We start from the raw sequence: 17,116 nt of genomic DNA, 5'->3' as shown, positions 1-17,116 counted from the left end.
CGTTGCGACCACTCCCCGAGATCCGTTGACTCCACTCGGTCAGTCTGGCACAGTTCTGTACCAGATGGGCACCAGCATAGGAGGCTCGTTGTGACAGCCCTGACCGCCCAGCTCGCATCACCAGTGAACAGACACCGCGTGCAAGCGCTGGGCGCGGCCGTCACATCTCGATTTCCCAGCAGCGAACGGCCGTTGGCGACCCCGCCCGCGGGCTCAAACCTCAAGCCGGTCATGGGTGACTATGGGTTTCCCTTCCTCGGCCACGTTTTGAGTACGCTCGCCGACCCGCTGGAGTTTTCCCGACGCAGATACGAGCGATATGGGCCGGTGTGGTGGGCCGGGGGAGTCGGGTTCCGCGTCGTCGCGCTGATGGGACCCGATGCGCTCGAGACGGCATGGATCAACCGGGGCAAGATCTTCTCCAGTACACGTGGTTGGGCGCCCGTCATCGGGCCGTTCTTCCACCGCGGAATCATGTTGCTGGAATTCGACGAGCATCGCGACCACCGCCGAATCATGCAGCAGGCCTTCACCCGCAGCGCGCTGGAGGGATACCTCGCTCTGATGCGGCCCAGCATCGATCGGACGTTGAGCCAGTGGCCTTCAACGACGTGCTTCCCCTTCTATCCATCCATCAAGCATCTGCTGCTGGAACAGGCGGCGGAGGTATTCGTCGGTACTCATCTGGGACCGGAGTCGGACCGGCTTTCCGCAGACTTCCACGACACGGTCCGCGGCGGGCAGGCCGTCGTGCGGGCGGATGTGCCCGGAGGCACCTGGGCACGAGGGCTCCGCGCCCGAGAGCGACTCGAACGCTATTTCGCTAGCCAAGTTCCGGCCCGCCAGCGCGGCAACGGCACCGATCTGTTCTCGATGCTGTGCCGCAGCGAAGACGAGGACGGGGCGCGGTTCACTCCTGCCGACATCGTGAACCACATGATCTTCCTGTTGATGGCCGCCCACGACACCACGGCGATCGCGTTATCGATGCTGGTATACGAGCTGGGTCGGAATCGGCATTGGCAGAACGCTCTTCGTGACGAGGCGATGGGCCGGCCAAACGACGCGCCGACGTTGTTGGATCTCGATGCGTACCCACTGCTCGATGCCGCGTTCAAAGAAATACTCCGGATGTATGCCCCAGCTGGCACGCTCTTCCGTCAAACCACCTGCGACACCGAGATTCTCGGGCACTTCGTGCCGCGCAAGACTCAGGTGGCCATCAACGTCTACGCCTCCATGAGGCTTTCCGACTGGTGGCCCGACCCTGACACGTTCAATCCTGCGCGCTTCGTCGACAAGCCTGAACGCCAGGCGGCGGTGAGTCGTTTCGTCTTCGCGCCCTTCGGTGGCGGGGCCCACAAGTGCATCGGCCAGCAGTTCGCCGATATGACGGTGAAGGCCACGATGCACCAATTGCTGAGGCGTTTCGAGTGGTGGGTGCCGTACGGCCATCAGCTGGTGTTGACCTGGGGAACCGGCCCGACCCCGGCTGACGAACTACCCATCGATCTGCGGAAGTTGGCTAGACGCCGATGAGTTCCTTGAGGTTGCCACCCATGACTCGCGCGGTAGTTTCGGCCGGCAGGTCCTTGAGTTCGGTGACGAATTGCGCCGGCTCAGCGAGACCCTCCGGATGCGGGTAGTCCGAGCCGAACATCACCCGATTGACGCCGAGTACCTCGATGAGATGCGGCATGTCTTCCTCGTGGAACGGATTAATCCAGACATGCCTGCGGAAGACATCACCTGGGTGCTCGTCGAAATCGCGTGGCTTTTTCCGGTACACCCGGTCGAACGCCTCCATCAGCCGTTGGGCCCACGACCCGCCGTTCTCGACCACACCAATGCGCAGACCAGGAAAGCGCTCGAACACGCCGTGGGCGATGAACGCGGCGAGCGTGTCGAAAATGTGGCGGCTCTCTTCATATACGAATCCGCGGAACTTCGTCAGCTGGAAGCCCTGGAACTCGTCTCCGTCTTCCCAGTCGTTCAAATAGCGGTCGTACCCCGCATCCGAGTTGTGCATCTGCACGGAGATGCCCGACGACTCGACCAGCCGCCAGAAGTCGTCAAATTCCGGCAGTGCCGGAGATCGGGAGGTGCCGTCTTCGCGGGGCACCGGCGCGGGCCGAATCAGCACCGTTTTCGCGCCGTTGGCGAGGCACCATTCGAGCTCTTCGACGCCCTTGGCGGGATCGTTCAGCGAGACAGCGGGAACGGGAAAGATTCGGTTCTGATAGTTGAATGTCCAATCGTCGAGTAGCCATCGGTTGAAGGCGTGGGTGATCGCATGGGTGAGCTCGGTGTCGGATTTCGTTCGTTCTTCGAGCATTCCCGCCGTTGTCGGGAACATCACGGCGCCGTCGACGCCTTGGCGGTCCATCAACGCCAGGCGTAAGTCCGGGCGCCGGAATTCGTCAGGGCAGCGGATCGGGTCGGCGAGTTCACGCAGGGTCTTGCCCTCCGGGTTGATTCCGCGGTAGTAGTCGGCCCACGCACCCGGCGTGGGAATCACTTCGTAGGTTGGGTTAGGGATGCACTCGGTGACGGTGCCAAGGATCTGCAATTTCTTGCGGCCGTTGATGTCAACGAACTTCAGTGCTTCGGAGTACTTTTCCGGCAGGTACCGGGTGTAGGCGTCGATGGTCTCGTACATGTGGTTGTCGGCATCCCAGACCTCGAACGCTTGTCCATCCGCCATGGCCGCCTCCTTGCAGGCTCAGCTAATTGGAGACCACTATATCCGAATACGAGAATGAGTATTTTCGGTTGTCTGTTAGAGATTCGTGTAGTGACCGCCGTCCACGCCGAGGGTCTGACCGGTGACGTATCTCGCCGCCGGGCTCACCAGGAATGAGACCGCAGATCCGATGTCGCGCTCAGGGTCTCCGATGTGTCCCAGCGGAATTCGACGCGCCAACCTCCCTTCCATGTCTGGATCGGCCGCTATCGCGGCAGTCATCGCAGGTGAATAGGCCAAGGGGGAGACGGCATTCACGGTGATGTGGTAGGGAGCCCATTCGCGGGCGAGGCTCTTGGCGAAGCCGCGCAGCGCACCCTTCATCGTGGCGTATAGGGGTAGCGTCGCGCTGCCCTCGATGCCGGCAGGCGAGGTCATGACCAAGAACGTTCCGCCTCGTTCTTTGAGCGCTGCAAACGCAGCAGCGGCGCAATGATAGGCGCCGCGCACGGACACCGAGAAATGGCTGTTCCAGAGCTCACGGTCGACATCCGCCAGCTGATGCGGCTGGCTTGAGAGATTGCTGGTGGCGTTGTGCACCACGGCATCGAGCCGCCCGGTTGTCGTGACCGCGAGTTCTACTGCGGCGGCGACCGCTTCGCCGTTGGTAACGTCGCAGCGCGCGAAGGTAGCGGCTCCTCCGCGCGATACTATCTCGGCTCTGACCGCCAGGCCGGTCTCCGACCGGGTGGCGACGATGACGTGTGCACCTTGCGAGGCCAACGCCAGCGCGATACCGCGGCCGACCCCTGCGCCGGATCCGGTCACGAGCACCGTCATGCCGGTGAGGGTCACGGCAGCATCACCGAGCCGCCATCGACCACGATGGTCTCGCCGACGACGTGATCGAGACGTCGCAGCAGCAGGAATTTGACCGACTCCACAACAGATTGGAGAAGCGAGGCGGAATCCTGCACCGCGGGAGCCGACAGGTGTGCCGCCGCGGCAGCCTCGTCGGGGGCGAACAGTCGCAGGGCCGTTGCGACGACATTTACCGCGATGCCTTCGGAACTCCATTGTCGAGCTGCCGATTTCGCCATGGCGCGGACACCCTCGAGCGCGGTGGTATAGCCGACGAGTTGGGCGGCGCCGGCTAGGCCGATGGTCGGCACCACGAGAACGATGCGTCCACGGGACTGACGAACGGAACGGCGAGCGCGTTGCAACGCGGCGAGCGTGTCCCACAACGTGGCGTTCACGATGCGGTCCCATTCCTCGGGGTGAAGGGCACTGAGAGGCCCGGCTTCGGGATCGGGGTCGACGACGATGACCACGCCATCGGCCTCCGGCAATGTCTGCATGTTGTCCTCGACAACGGATGCATCGAGTCCGTCGGCGAGCGCGGCGGACAATTCTTTGGTCGGCCCTATGACGACCGTCCGAGCAGTCACGTCACGGATGTGGGGCGCTTGGCTGCCTGGCCACGCGTTCGTCGTGAATTCTGATCAATTCCCTGAAACCAATACGGTCATACCTCGGTTTGGGCTGAATTCCCCAGTCGTCGCGAGCAGTTCGTTGGCCGGCGGCTTCGGGAGCACCTCCGAACGGCGGGCCGCCGATCGGATACGGCTGGTGGCATTCGAGCGAGTCGTCGGAGTAGCGCACTTTCATCAACTCACTGCAGATCTCGGTGAGGGATAGCGTCGGCCACCCGTACCAGATCGCCATCACCGGCACGGTCATCGATCCCTCGATGACCAATCCAAAGAGGCAGACGTACAGTCCTCTCCGGAGCCATTTGTGCATCCTCGCCCAGGTTGAAGTGGTTCCGATCGGCAGCGATGCAACCGGATCCGTTGCCTCCGAGGTGGTTTGAGACACGGTCCTTCCTTCCTCGCTAGTCGGAGAAGATTTCCCGGTTCACGGTGTGTAGGTAGGGAATCGCCAGGAATGGGGTGATGTAGAAGATGTTGAATGCCCACCAGCCGAATACGGGCAGGCCCACGGCCGTGTAGCGCACGTCGGCATACAGCGTCATGTTGAAGATGTAGCCGGTCCAGAGCACGATGCCGAACCAGCAGGTCACGATCAGCCACTGATGTCCCCAGCGCTTCATCTGCAGGAAGGCGATGGCGGCGGCGATCCGCATCGGGAAGGCGATGAGGACACAGACCATGACCCAGGCCTTCTCACCGGGGGCGCTGGCGCCGCCGATCCAAAGTTCGTTGTAGTGCCAGAAATAGCCGGCGTCGATGAGGTTGCCCCACGCGGTGAATACCGTGCGAGTGATCAAGGCGTGGTTGGCGAACAGATCCAGCGCCCAGCCGATGCTGTTCAGTGCGGCGTCCAAGATCACGACGTATCCGATGAGGGTGACCATTGTCGGCCGGACGGAGAGGCCTTCGCGTTGCGCCTTTCTGAGTAAGTAAAGGCCGCGACAGAAGACAGGGAGGCCGATCGGGCCGAGCACCAGAGTGCCCATGAGCGCCGTGCCCGCGATGAGCCATCGGTCTGCGCGCCGCTGCGCCTGTCTTGTCTGGTCCTCGTGGTCGTCGAGGGTGACTGACTGGTCCAGTGTCATGAGCGATCACCAGTCCCTGGTGAGGTACATCTGCACCTGGATCGCAAACATCGCAATCAGCAGGCCGTAGATGAAGATCTGGAACGCGATGAGTCCGCGGCGGCGTCGGCGGTCTTGGTCGTCCATCAGAACGTCCCGATGTTGGCCAACATCCAGTAGAAGAACGCGACCAGTCCGCACATGACAACCCATGTCACCGCCAGGCGGACGATCTCCTGCCACATGGTCGCCCCCTTCGTCTGCTGGAAATTTGTATTTGCATCGCAGAGTAACACCACTTTCGAATTGCGAGAGCCTTGGTTCTCACACTGCGGTGGTGGCCGGTGGCGTCGACGCCTGGACGGAAGTGGCGCCGAACGTGTGGCCTATGTACCGCGACTCGAATTTTGAGGGCCACAGGCCACACACTCGGCGAGTGGGGCCAGCGTGACTACTGAGCCAGCGCGGCCAGTTCCCGCTTGACCACCTTGCCAACATCGTTGCGCGGCAACTGATCGACGAACACAATACGTGCCGGAACGCGGTATGGCGTCAGCCGCTCGCGACACCAGGACACCAGCGCCGACTCGGTGAGTGACGGGTCGCTGCGCACCACAAACGCCCAGGGCACCTCGCCCAGTCGCTCATCAGGAATTCCGACGACTGCCGCCTCGCGTACCCCGGCTGCGGCCACCAGCACGTCCTCCACCGCGCCAGGAAACACCTTGAGCCCGCCCCGATTGATCATGTCCGACACCCGACCGTCAAGCCACAGGAAGCCGTCGTCATCGAACCAGCCGAGATCGCCAGTGTGGAACCAGCCGTCGTCGGTGAGTCGGTCCAGGAATGCCGGATCGATCTTGCGTGCCGCGGTGGTGGGCGTGCGGACCATCACCTCGTCGTCCTGGATCGTCACATCAATGCCCGGAAGTGGTCGCCCCACCGAACCCAGCTTCGTTTCACCCCATTCGCGCGCGTCGGCGGCCGACCACCCGACCACTTCGCCACCGAGTTCGGTCTGCCCGTAGGAGTTCAGCACCAGCACGCCGAACTTGTCGCGGAAGCGGGCGGCCTGAACCGGAGACAGGGGAGCGGTGATCGAGCGGACGATCCGCAACGGCGACAAGTCCGTTACCGAGTCGTCGTGCAGCACCATGGTCAAGGCCGCTGGCGGTAACACGGTGGAGCGCAACTGATGCCGCTTGACCAACGCCGCGAAGTCTGCGGGCGAAAACCGCTCCATCAACACGACGCCCGCGCCGGCCCGAAATGCGAACAACACTTGGTAAATACCGGCCCACAACGACAAGGACAGCGGCACCAGGTTGGGCATCGGGGTGCGCTTCTCGGCTGTGGCGGACTTCGCGCCGCGCAGCTTGTCCAGCAGTCGGTCGATCAGATCCAACACGGTGGCATGACGCAATGGCACTGGCTTCGGTGGACCGGTGGTGCCCGAAGTGAACTGCAGCAGGGCGACATCGGAGTCGTAAGTACGCCGTCCCGCCGGTGGTGCGGAAGTGGATGTGACGGACCATTCGAGCTCCGAGCCCACGACAACCGGCAACCCGGATGAAGAGAAGCGCTGTGCCAGAGCCGGAGTGGTGATCACCGCTACAGGCCGCAACGTCTCGAGTTGCGTGACGAGCTCGGCGTCGGGCGCGCGAGGATTGAGCGGCGTGTACACCCCGCCGGCGCGCCAGGTTCCGAACAGCGCGGCGATGGTGACGGAGTCGTTGGGCAGCATGGCGGCAACGACCTCGCCGGTGGTCAAGCCAATCTCGGTGAGCACCTTGCTCAGTTGATCGGCGCTGGCTGCCAACTCGTTTCGTGTCACATCGCCGCCGAGCGTGTGGACGGCGATGTCGGGCGGGCCGTCCAATACCTCCGCGAGGCTCACGGTTCACTCTCCAGCGGAGCCCAGTTAGGCGTCCTCTTCTCGGCGAATGCCAACGGTCCCTCGTTCTGGTCTGGATGGCCCCACATGGAGGTCAGATGCTTGGCGCCTGCGCGGCAAGCGTCGGTCAAGCCGTACTCGAGCGCACCCCACAACGCCCGCTTGGTGGCTCGCATCGCCGCCGGTGAGTTCCGGGCGATCTTCTCCGCGAGCACTTGTGCGGCGTCGCGCAACTTCTCCGGCGGGTCGATGACCTCGCTGATCATGCCGAGTTGGTAGGCGCGCTGCGCGGTCAGTCGTTCGTGGCTGCCGATGAGTGCCATCCGAAGCACCGCCTCTGCCGGCACCTTGCGCATGAGAGCGATGGTCTCCAGCGCGGAGACTTGACCGATCGACACATGGGGGTCGACGAAAGTCGCGTCGGCGGCCGCAATGACGATGTCGGCGTCGGCCACCCAATGCAGGCCACCACCCGCACACACCCCATTGACCGCAGTGATCACCGGCTTTCCGACGTTGCAATGCCAGGCGGTGAGTTTGAGGTCGAGCGTTTGCATCGTTTTCTGGAACTGCAGGACGGCCTCGCCGTCGAGATCTTCGACGTCGGCGCCCACCTGGAAGGCCCGACCGTTTCCGGTATGCACGATCACGCGCACCTGTGGGTCGGCGTCCAACTCCGCCCACGCTCTGGGGAATTCCTCACGCATCACTGCGTCGTAGGCGTTGAGCCGTTCGGGCCGATTGTTGATGATCCAGCCGACGGGCCCGTGCCTCTCGACGATGAGCCATTGATATGTCACGGAACCTCCACTGCATCGGACAGCGGTTGCCACTGTGGAACCCGCTTTTCCCGCCACGCGCGGACCCCTTCGGCATGGTCGGGGTGGTTGCGCAGCTGCCAGATCTCCTCGGCGGCTTCGTTGCGTGCCTGCGTAAGACCGACCTCCAGGGAGCGCCACAGCGCTTTCTTGGTGGCGCGCATGGCCGTCGGTGAGTTGGAGGCGACAGCCGCGGCCAGCCGCGCCGCCGCTGGGCGAAGTTGGTCGTCCGGCACCACCTCAGAGAGTATTCCCAATTCGTATGCGTGCTGGGCCGAGACGCGTTCGCCCTTGCCGATGAGCGCCATTCGGGTGATGGCCTCCATCGGTGATTTCCGCAGCAGGGTGATCGCCTCGTAGGCCACGGCCTGGCCTACCGATACATGGGGGTCGACGAACGACGCTGACTCCGCGGCGATGACGATGTCGGCGTCCGCCACCAGGTGCAGCCCGCCGCCCGCGCACACCCCATTTACCGCGGCGATCACCGGTTTCCACACCTGGCAGTGCCAGGACGAGATCATCAGCGTGGCGTCCCTGGTCCGGCGGGAATGTCGGCGCATCGCGTCCTTGTCGCGTGCTACCTGCACGACGTCCATGCCCGTGCAGAATGCTTTGCCGTTGGCGGTGTTGACGATAACCCGCACCTCGGGGTCGGCATCGAGTTCGCGCCACGCGGCTTCGAGTTCGTCGAGCATCAGGGCGTCGAACGCGTTGCCGGCGTCGGGCCGGTTCAGGATGAGCCATCCGACGCCGTCCGACTTCGCGACGTCCAGGCGTTGGTAGGGGCTCACGACCGCGGGATGTCCTTCCAGGGCTTGCCCTTCCATGGGTCGGGTTCTCGAGGCAACCCGAGTACCCGTTCGCCCAGGATGTTCTTGTTGATGTCGGTGGTGCCGCCTTCCGTTCCGTTGGCCAGGCTGCGCAGCATGCCGTGCACCTCGCGCGGCATTGCGTCCGGATCGTCGGCGGGCCACGCGATAGCGTCCGTCCCCAGCAGATCCACCATGAGATCTTGGATCTGCTGATTGAGAGTGGCTTGGTGCACCTTGCCGATCGACGAGGCGGCTCCAGGGGATTGCCCGGCCGAAAGCGCCGCGCGGACACGGGCGTTGGTCCAGGCGCGGACCTGCTCTTGAGCCCACAGACGCATGACTTTGCCCCTGACGACGGGGTCGTCCCACCGCCCGGTCTCCTGGGCGAGACTGATCAGCCGCGCTGCGCTGGATCCGCCCATGCGACCCGAGCCCGCACCCGAGCCCGACCCCGACACCATCTGCCGTTCGCTGGACAAGGTCGCGGCGCTGACCCGCCACCCGTCGTTGAGTTCGCCGACGCGATGTGCGTCCGGAACGCGGGCTCCGTCGATGAAGACCTCGTTGAATTCAGCCTCACCGGTGATCTGACGGAGTGGCCGTACCTGGACTCCGGGCTGGTGCATGTCGAGCAGAAAATAGGTGATGCCCTTGTGTTTTGGCTGTTCGGGATCGGTGCGGGCCAGCAGGATCGCGAAGTCGGCTTCGTTTGCCCAAGTGGTCCAGACCTTTTGTCCGGTGATCACCCACCCGTCACCGTCGCGCACCGCGCGCGTAGCAAGCGAGGCGAGATCGGAACCGGCGCCGGGCTCACTGAACAGCTGGCACCACTTCTCCTCGTTGCGCACGATGGGGGGCAGGAAACGGCGCCGTTGTTCCTCGGAGCCATGACTGAACAGCGCCGCAGCGGTGTTGTACAGGCCCAGCGGATTGAGCCGGTAGAGCCGCAACGGGCCTAGCGCCGCCTCGATCGCACGTGCCACTTCGGCTCCGACGCCCAGCCCCCCGTATTCGGGTAGCCAGGTCGGCACGACCAGGCCCGATCGAGCGAACGTCGGATACCACTGCTCGTAGTCGGCCGGGCTGCGGACGGCGCGCAACGCTTTTGGCCCCGCGGCGGCCGCAGTCCGCCAAGATTCGGGTACCTCCGCTGCGATCCACTGTTCGACCGCCTCGACCGCTTCGGTCACGCCGGTGGACTCGGTGATCGGTAGCCGGGTCATGATCGTCTCACCGACCCTGGAATTCGGGTTTGCGCTTGTCTCGGAATGCCGCCAGGCCCTCGCGGAAATCCTCGCTGCGGCTGGATATTTCGAGCGCCATCGCCTCGTTCTGCAGATGGCGGTCAAGGTCCAGTCCGTTTCCGCTCTGCAGCAGCCACTTGGTGAGCCCGAGCGCAACCGTGGGTGCCTCGGCGAGTGTAGATACGAGCTCGGTTGCGGCATCTTCCAATTGGTCTGTAGGGACGGCACCGTGGATGATGCCCCATTCCGCCGCGGTCGCCCCGGTGATTTCTCGCCCCAGCATGAGTAGTTGCCTGGTACGCACCATGCCGATCAACCGGGGCAGCAACCATGCCGCACCGCTGTCGGGCGAAAAGCCACGGGCCATGAACGGCTCCCAGAAGCGGGCGTCGTCGGCGGCCACGGCGAAGTCGGCGGCCAGCGCAATGTGGAAGCCGAGGCCGGCCGCCCAACCTCGCACCACGGCCACGATCGGCACCTGCGTCTCCAGCATCAGCGGGATGAGCCGATTGGCCTTGTTGGGTAGGCGGCGCTGCGTGCTACCCACGCGTGGCTTGCGTTCCGACTTCGCGTTGTTGGCGATCAGGTCCGAGCCGGCGCAGAAGTCCGGCCCCTCGGCATCGATGCGGATAACCCGCACCGACTCGTCTACGCCGGCCGCGGCGAGATGCCCGATCACGGCGTCGAGCATCACATCGTTGACCGCATTGCGGCGATCGGCGCGATCCAGGGTCAACCGCAGCACCGAGCCCTGTTGTGCGGCGCGAAGTCCGGGGACGCTCTCGTAATTCATCCGATCAGCGCTCACCGAATTGCGCCGACACGGCGGTCAGCAGATCCGTCAGATTCGTCGCACCGCCAGGCGGGTCGGGCAAGCGCACCGGTCCGCGTTCCCGGCTGGGAAGCAGGATTGTCGCGTGCCCAGGTGTGGTGATCTCGCCGCGGTGATTGGTCGCGGCAAGTTCGAGATCGACGGCCGGGCGTTCACCGTCGGCAAGGTACTTGCGTACCACCGAACCGGTGATGGTGTGCAGGTCACCGACGTAATTGAACAGGCGGAACTCGCAATCGAGCTTCCATAACCAAGCGTCATCACCCATCCAGTTCGTGCACAGGTGGATCAGCCAGGTCTCGCGCATGCGGCCGTAGTCAAAGGTGGTGGGGTTGCCCGCATTCCGGGCGGCGGCGGGGTCCCAGTGCACACGTTGTTGAACATCGGGCACACCCTGTTCATTGGGCGTATAGAAGCGCGGAATGCGTTGCCGGTTGCGCCACGCGAGGCCGAGGGGCCGGACCCCGTAGATTCCGGTACCCATGCCGACGTGCCAACAGACCATGTCGGTCACGGTCAGCGGCCCTTTGGTCAGCGGGCCAACCTGGTCTCCCTCGTTGACGTCTTCCCACCAGCGCGGGTCGCTCCCGCGCGCCGTCTCGCGTGCGTATCGTTCGTCGAGCTCAGCGATCTCCTCGGCGGTCCACGTCTTGAGCTCGACCGATTCGTACTTCTTGCGGCCGCGCGCCTTGCTGCGTTCGGTCCGGATCATGTTGCGGTACTGGCCGCCCAGGATCGTGCCCTCATCGTCACGGAACACCTGCGCGGACCACTCGTGGACGGCGCGGCCGGCGAATTCGCTGGACTTGTCGAGGGCGGCCACCAGGGCATTGCGCCGAAACACGCGGTGGTTGGCGCGCAATGGAGCCCACCATTCGCGCGACGACGACGCGTAGAAGGCATGTACACCGCGCAGTGGGTCGCCCTTGGTGAGCGCACGGTCCTCGTCGGAGAGGGTGGTGACTTCGTCCTCACCGATCAGCGTGTCGCCCCCGATGAGGGCGGGCGGCGCGACAGACTCACCCCACACGGATTTGGCCGCGTACTCCGGATCGGTCCAGAGCGGGTTGGCATCGCCATAGCTCTCGGCGACGTGCCGAAACGCGTCCTCGTTGGGGCGCAGATAGTGCGGAGGTTGTGGGTGCGGAACGGCAATACCGATGGTGGCGCGCAGTCTGGCCAGGCCTTCGTCGGTGATTCGGCCGGTCTCCGCCATCGGATTGCCTCCCCATTGTGGCCCGTGTCTTGGTCGGATAGAGGGCCGGACGAGATGGAAATTAAGATACCCGAAAAACGGAAACGTCGTTAACGCAGGGGCTGACCGATGGTTGAAGAAGCGTCCGGGATCGTGGTGACGACCGGCGACGACGCGGTCGCCCGCATCACGATAGATCGCTCCGGGGTAGGAAATTCGTTGTCGCCGTTGGCCCGTGATGCCCTCACCGATGCGTTGTTGCAGGCGAATGACGACCCGGCCGTTCGCGCCGTACTGCTCACCGCGACCGGTTCCCGGCACTTCTGTTCCGGCGCGGGACTGCCGTCGGCGGGAGAGCAAGGGACAGCGGGACCGCCACCGCAGCGTCGCCCAGGTGACGTGGCGCGGATGTTGCAGCAGGGCTGGCAGCGGCTCATTGCGTCGGTGCTGGACTGCGACAAACCGGTGGTTGCGGCCGTCAAGGGCGTCGCCGCCGGAGCGGGTGCGAGCCTGGTCCTGGCGTGTGATCTGGTTGTCATGTCCACGGAGGCAAGGCTTGTGGCGGCCTTTGTGCATCGCGGCATCCTCCCGGACTCGGGTGCCATCCACCTGCTGACCAGAATTGTCGGTCTGCGCAAGGCAACCGAGCTTCTGATGCTCGGTGAACCGGTCGACGCCGCGGAGTGTGTGAGGCTCGGCCTGGTCAATCGCGTGGTGCCACTGGACAATACCGATGCGGTCGCGCAGGAGCTCGCCGTTCGGCTGGCGGAAGGCCCCACGGTGATGCTCGGGTTGACCAAGCGCCTGCTGGCGGTCTCGTCCGAGTCGGGGCGCGATCGAGCCTTCGAGCAGGAGGCGTGGGCCCAGGAGGTGGTGTCGGGCACCGCGGACCTGCAGGAGGGGTTGGCATCGTTCGCCGAGCGGCGCCAGCCCCGGTTTCAGGGGCGCTGAACGACCTAGCCGGGGGTCGGTCCGCCCCTGATGGTGTACGTGGCGGTGTCGTCGATCTCGTCGATCGACTGAGCCACCTTCTCCGCGGTGAGCGCGGTGTCCTCGATCCCCTTGGTCACGCCGATGAACACCCGCGACACCTTTCCGGCGCCCACCGAATAGATGTGTGCGGTGCGGTCGCAACTGGAGTGCGACAGGTACACCACCACGGGGGTGACCAGTTCGGGGTCCATGTCTTTGCCCGCCTCACCCATGATCTGCTCTGTCATTCGGGTGCGGGCGATGGGCGCGATGGCGTTGATGGCGATGCCGTTGCGGGCTCCCTCGATGGCCAGGACGTGCATCATGCCGACCAGTCCCATTTTCGCGGCGCCGTAGTTGGCTTGGCCGAAGTTCCCGAAAAGCCCGGTACCCGAGGTCGTTTGGACGATCCTGCCGTAGTTCTGCTCGCGCATTACCGGCCAGACCGCCCTGGTCACATTGAAGGCGCCGGTGAGATGCACCGCGATCACGGCGTCCACCTGGTCCGCCGTCATGTTCTTGAACGAAGCGTCGCGCAGGATTCCCGCGTTGTTCACCAACACGTCCACTCGGCCGAATGCGTCCAGCGCGGCTGCAACGATCGCTGCGCCACCTGCCTCGGTTGCCACCGAGTCGCCGTTGGCGATCGCGGTTCCGCCCGCCGCGGTGATCTCGTCGACCACGGACTGGGCTGCAGATATCGAGGCGCCCTTGCCGTCGACGGCGCTGCCCAGATCGTTGACGACGACGCGCGCACCGCGGCGGGCCAGCTCCAGGGCGTGACAGCGACCGAGTCCACCGCCGGCACCCGTCACAATGGCTACCTGATTGTCGAAAGTCATTGACGGCATGGGTGAGAGGTTACATTTACTAGATCGAGAACAATCATTTGCATCGGAGGAAGGCATGGATGGCCCGACCGGATTGCTGCAACATGCCTTCAGGCGAGCCGCAGCACTGCGGCCCCGGTACCGCGCCGCGGGGGTTTGGTCGGGGCAGCCCGTTGATCTAGTGCGTTCAGCCGCGGCGCAATACCCGAGCCGACTCGCGGTTCTGCAGCGCGACGGCCAACTAACCTACGCCGAACTTGACGAACGCGTCGATCGCGCCTGCCAGGCGATGGTTGAAGCGGGCGTGACGCCAGCCGCGCTGGTGGTTCTGGTGGTCGGTAATGACCTGGAATCGGTGGTGGCAGTGTATGCGGCACTGCGCATCGACGCGCTGGCTCTGCTGATGCCCCGCAGCGCCGGGGCGGTGCAGGTCGCGGACGTTATCGCGCGCACGGGCGCCGAATTCGGGGCGGCACCGAACTGGGCTGGTGTCACCGAATCCGACCTGCCCGGGCGATTTATCTGGCTTGATGTGGGTGACGGCAAGCCGGTGAGCAGTTCTATCAGGCCCGGCCCGCAGCGGCCCGCTGACGAACCGTGCATCGTGCTGTATACGTCGGGAACGACCTCGCGGCCCAAAGGCGTAATCCACTCGCTCAGTACCTTGGTCAAGGCCTCTGCCAATTACATTTCCGCGTCCGGCCTTGCCGCGGATGACCGGATCTTCCTGATCAGCCCGCTGGCATCGGTCACCGGCGTAGTGCAGGCCCTGTTCATCGGGCCGATGCTGGCGATACCCGTGATTCTCGAGGACCGCTGGGATCCGGTGACGACGAGTGAATTTCTCGTCTCGTCCGGCGCGACCTGGTACGGGGGCCCGGACCGGCTGCTCGACCGGATGCTGGGCGAGTCGGCCAGCCGCACAGCCGAGGTGTCGCTACGCGCGGTCTATCTGGGCGGCACCATGCTTGACCGGCGCATCGTCGAACGCATCGAGGACGACTTCGGCATCGTCGTCATGCGCGCCTACGGCTCCTCGGAGGTACCGGTCAGCACGTCGGGCCTGCGGAGCGAACCCCGACACGTGCGCCATGCCGATGACGGGGTAGCCCTGGCGGACGTCGAAGTGCGGGTCGGCTCAGCGGACGAACCGACCGAGTGCTGTATTCGGGGTCCGCACACCTTCCTTGGTTACACCGACGATGAGCACGACGCGCTGGGGTTCGACGGGGAATGGTTTCGTACCGGCGATGTCGCGGAACTGATCGACGGCCGAGTCCGAGTTGTCGGCCGGATCAAGGACATCGTGATCCGGAACGGAATGAAGATCGCCGCCGCGGAGGTGGAGGAGGCGGTGTCGAGGATTGGGGGGATACGCGAGTGCGCCGCTTACTCGGTAGCCGACGCCACCACCGGCGAACGGTTGGCAATGGCCGTTGTGCTCGAGCCGCACACCCAGGTTTCGCTTGCGGATGTCACCGCCGCCCTGTTGTCCGACGGCATGCCGAAATACAAACTGCCCGAAGAGCTGGTGATCTGGTCCGAGCCGTTGCCCGTCAACGCGAACGGCAAGATCGAACGGGGCAAACTCGAAGCGGCGTCCGTGGGTCGGCCGCGGTTGCTCGCCGAACGTCTGGCCGTGCCGGGACGTTAGTCTTTGGCCGGGCGGAATACCGGCACAACGAACCCGTCCTCGTCGGTGCGGAACGCGACCTCCAAACTTAGCTCGGCACAGAGGTTTTCGACGGGGCAATCCTCCAGCACCGTCATCAGGCGCGGCCCCTCCGCAAGGTCCACCATCGCCAGCACGTAGGGCGTGCGCACGTCGAAAGGCGCGGCGTTGCGGTGCACGACGCTCCAGGTGTAGAGCCGAGCGCGTCCAGAAGCCTCCGTCAGGGTGACCGCTTCGCTCCAACAGTGCGGACAGAATGGGCGGACGTACAGCGAGGCCTGTCCGCAGGTGCGGCACACATTTACCAGCAATTTGCGGTCCTGGACCGCGGCCCACCACGCTTGGCTGTCGGAGTCGATCGTGGGCCGATTGGGAGCGCTCACTACCGCCTCCCCAGAATCATCGTGGCGCTGTGGGTGAAGAATCCGCCCATCGCGTGCACACAGGCCAGTGTCGCGTCGGCTACTTGTCGTGAGCCGCATTCGCCACGCAATTGCCGGACCGCCTCCACCATGAGGAACATTCCGCGCATGCCGGGGTGACACGACGCCAGACCCCCGCCGTCGGTGTTGGTGGGCAATGCCCCGCCCGGACGCAGTGCACCCGACTCGATGAACGGTCCGCCCTCGCCCTTGGCGCAGAAACCCAGATCCTCCACGGTCAACAGGACCGTGGAGGTGAACGAGTCGTAAAGCTGACACACGTCGATGTCGGCCGGCGTGACACCTGCCTGCGCGAAGGCTCGTGGCCCCGACAATGCTGCCGGCGTCGTGGTGAAGTCGGGCCACTCGCTCATGCTGACGTGCGAGGTGGCGTCGGCTGCGCCGAGAATCCAGATTGGCTCGTGGGCGCAGTCTTTGGCGACCCGCTCGCTGGCCAGCACCACCGCTCCGCCGCCATCGGTGCGCAGGCACACATGCTTGGCGGTGAAGGGGTCCGCCAGCATCGGCGCGGCCGCGACGTCGGCCACGGTGATGCGGTCTCGCTCAAAAGCATTCTCGTTCAACGCCGCCCACTCGTGTGCCGCGACGGCGACCTCGGCCAATTGATCGACCGTCGTGCCGAACTCGATCATGTGGCGCCTAGCCGCCATCGCGTACTTGGCGATCAACGTTGCGCCGTAGGGTACTTCATACTGCAGGGCGCCACCGGTGCCCATCACTGCGGCCGAGGCGCGGACCTGACGCTTGACGTCGGAACGCGCCGTCGAGCCGTACGTCAACAGCGCGACCTCGATCTGGCCGGTCGCGATCGCCGCCGCAGCATGGCCGGCCATCACTTCCCACGAGGATCCGCCGACATTGGTCGCGTCGACCCAGGACGGTCGAAGGCCCAGGTACTCGCTGACCTCAACCGGAGGCAGCAGTGATCCGTGGCCACCGAAACCATCGATGTCATCTTTCGTCAGCCCGGCGTCGGCGACAGCCCGTCGCGAAGCCTGGGCCATCAGCGCCAGCGCGGTCTTATCGGGAACCCGGCCGCAGTCGGACAGGCCCGCACCCACGATGGCGACGCGGTCGGATGGCATAGCTAATGGTTATCACATCGCCGTAGCACTGATAACGACCGTTAACCGAATAGTGGAAGCGGGATTCTCGCAT

The 17,116-nt window shown here is 64.6% G+C and carries 17 protein-coding genes; 3 read left to right on the top strand and 14 right to left on the bottom strand.

Annotated features, from left to right (window positions below; translation table 11 throughout):
• Positions 1-90: 90 nt before the first annotated feature.
• Positions 91-1,539 carry a cytochrome P450 gene (locus tag BST27_RS06000; protein WP_069420233.1) on the top strand — a complete coding sequence of 483 codons (1,449 nt, stop codon included), beginning with the start codon at positions 91-93 and terminating at the stop codon, positions 1,537-1,539.
• Here the strand turns inward: BST27_RS06000 and BST27_RS05995 are convergent.
• The 11 genes from BST27_RS05995 to BST27_RS05945 form a co-directional block, all read right to left on the bottom strand.
• Complete coding sequence (locus tag BST27_RS05995; RefSeq protein WP_069420232.1) at positions 1,526-2,704, bottom strand: amidohydrolase family protein; 1,179 nt, start codon at positions 2,702-2,704, stop codon at positions 1,526-1,528. The two genes, BST27_RS06000 and BST27_RS05995, sit on opposite strands and share 14 nt — an antisense overlap.
• Before the next feature lie 75 nt (positions 2,705-2,779).
• Positions 2,780-3,523 (bottom strand): SDR family NAD(P)-dependent oxidoreductase, encoded by a 744-nt coding sequence (locus BST27_RS05990; RefSeq protein WP_232007327.1) that lies wholly within the window; start codon positions 3,521-3,523, stop codon positions 2,780-2,782.
• An 11-nt stretch (positions 3,524-3,534) separates the two neighbouring features.
• Positions 3,535-4,134, bottom strand: a complete 600-nt coding sequence (locus tag BST27_RS05985; RefSeq protein WP_069420230.1) for an SDR family oxidoreductase — start codon at positions 4,132-4,134, stop codon at positions 3,535-3,537.
• A 1-nt stretch (position 4,135) separates the two neighbouring features.
• A complete protein-coding gene (locus tag BST27_RS05980) occupies positions 4,136-4,489 on the bottom strand; it encodes a hypothetical protein (protein ID WP_069420229.1) in 354 nt (117 codons plus the stop codon).
• Positions 4,490-4,580: 91 nt separating this feature from the next.
• Positions 4,581-5,264 carry a hypothetical protein gene (locus BST27_RS05975; protein WP_069420228.1) on the bottom strand — a complete coding sequence of 228 codons (684 nt, stop codon included), beginning with the start codon at positions 5,262-5,264 and terminating at the stop codon, positions 4,581-4,583.
• A 430-nt stretch (positions 5,265-5,694) separates the two neighbouring features.
• A complete protein-coding gene (locus BST27_RS05970) occupies positions 5,695-7,140 on the bottom strand; it encodes a class I adenylate-forming enzyme family protein (protein ID WP_069420227.1) in 1,446 nt (481 codons plus the stop codon).
• Entirely contained in the window at positions 7,137-7,937 is an 801-nt protein-coding gene (locus BST27_RS05965; RefSeq protein WP_069420226.1) for an enoyl-CoA hydratase/isomerase family protein, read from the bottom strand. The genes BST27_RS05970 and BST27_RS05965 overlap by 4 nt, the downstream gene beginning before the upstream one ends.
• Positions 7,934-8,749 carry an enoyl-CoA hydratase/isomerase family protein gene (locus BST27_RS05960; protein WP_069420277.1) on the bottom strand — a complete coding sequence of 272 codons (816 nt, stop codon included), beginning with the start codon at positions 8,747-8,749 and terminating at the stop codon, positions 7,934-7,936. Before BST27_RS05960 ends, BST27_RS05965 begins: the two co-directional genes overlap by 4 nt.
• Positions 8,746-9,993, bottom strand: coding sequence for an acyl-CoA dehydrogenase family protein (locus BST27_RS05955; protein WP_069420225.1), 1,248 nt, complete (start codon positions 9,991-9,993; stop codon positions 8,746-8,748). Before BST27_RS05955 ends, BST27_RS05960 begins: the two co-directional genes overlap by 4 nt.
• 7 nt (positions 9,994-10,000) lie before the next feature.
• The gene (locus BST27_RS05950; protein ID WP_069420224.1) at positions 10,001-10,807 is read right to left on the bottom strand and encodes an enoyl-CoA hydratase/isomerase family protein; all 807 of its coding nucleotides are present in this window, start codon (positions 10,805-10,807) and stop codon (positions 10,001-10,003) included.
• Positions 10,808-10,811: 4 nt separating this feature from the next.
• Positions 10,812-12,062, bottom strand: a complete 1,251-nt coding sequence (locus BST27_RS05945) for a hotdog family protein (protein ID WP_069420223.1) — start codon at positions 12,060-12,062, stop codon at positions 10,812-10,814.
• Between the two features lie 108 nt (positions 12,063-12,170).
• Here BST27_RS05945 and BST27_RS05940 point away from each other — a divergent pair, with 108 nt between their 5' ends.
• Positions 12,171-12,992, top strand: a complete 822-nt coding sequence (locus BST27_RS05940; protein WP_069420222.1) for an enoyl-CoA hydratase/isomerase family protein — start codon at positions 12,171-12,173, stop codon at positions 12,990-12,992.
• A 5-nt stretch (positions 12,993-12,997) separates the two neighbouring features.
• Here the strand turns inward: BST27_RS05940 and BST27_RS05935 are convergent, their stop codons facing one another.
• Positions 12,998-13,864, bottom strand: a complete 867-nt coding sequence (locus tag BST27_RS05935) for an SDR family NAD(P)-dependent oxidoreductase (RefSeq protein WP_069420221.1) — start codon at positions 13,862-13,864, stop codon at positions 12,998-13,000.
• Between the two features lie 106 nt (positions 13,865-13,970).
• Between BST27_RS05935 and BST27_RS05930 the strand changes: the two genes are divergently transcribed.
• Positions 13,971-15,497 (top strand): class I adenylate-forming enzyme family protein, encoded by a 1,527-nt coding sequence (locus BST27_RS05930; protein ID WP_079219851.1) that lies wholly within the window; start codon positions 13,971-13,973, stop codon positions 15,495-15,497.
• On the opposite strand, the gene BST27_RS05925 is transcribed toward BST27_RS05930, so the two are convergent.
• Together BST27_RS05925 and BST27_RS05920 are read right to left on the bottom strand one after the other, a co-directional pair.
• Positions 15,494-15,898: a Zn-ribbon domain-containing OB-fold protein gene (locus BST27_RS05925; protein WP_069420219.1), complete on the bottom strand. Its 405-nt coding sequence runs from the start codon at positions 15,896-15,898 to the stop codon at positions 15,494-15,496. The two genes, BST27_RS05930 and BST27_RS05925, sit on opposite strands and share 4 nt — an antisense overlap.
• A complete protein-coding gene (locus BST27_RS05920) occupies positions 15,898-17,043 on the bottom strand; it encodes an acetyl-CoA acetyltransferase (protein WP_069420218.1) in 1,146 nt (381 codons plus the stop codon). The genes BST27_RS05925 and BST27_RS05920 overlap by 1 nt, the downstream gene beginning before the upstream one ends.
• Positions 17,044-17,116 lie beyond the last annotated feature (73 nt).

Source organism: Mycobacterium intermedium (genome assembly GCF_002086275.1).
Lineage (GTDB): Bacteria > Actinomycetota > Actinomycetes > Mycobacteriales > Mycobacteriaceae > Mycobacterium > Mycobacterium intermedium.
The sequence above is the reverse complement of the archived record's forward strand: the minus strand, read 5'-3'. Positions and strand labels throughout refer to the sequence as shown.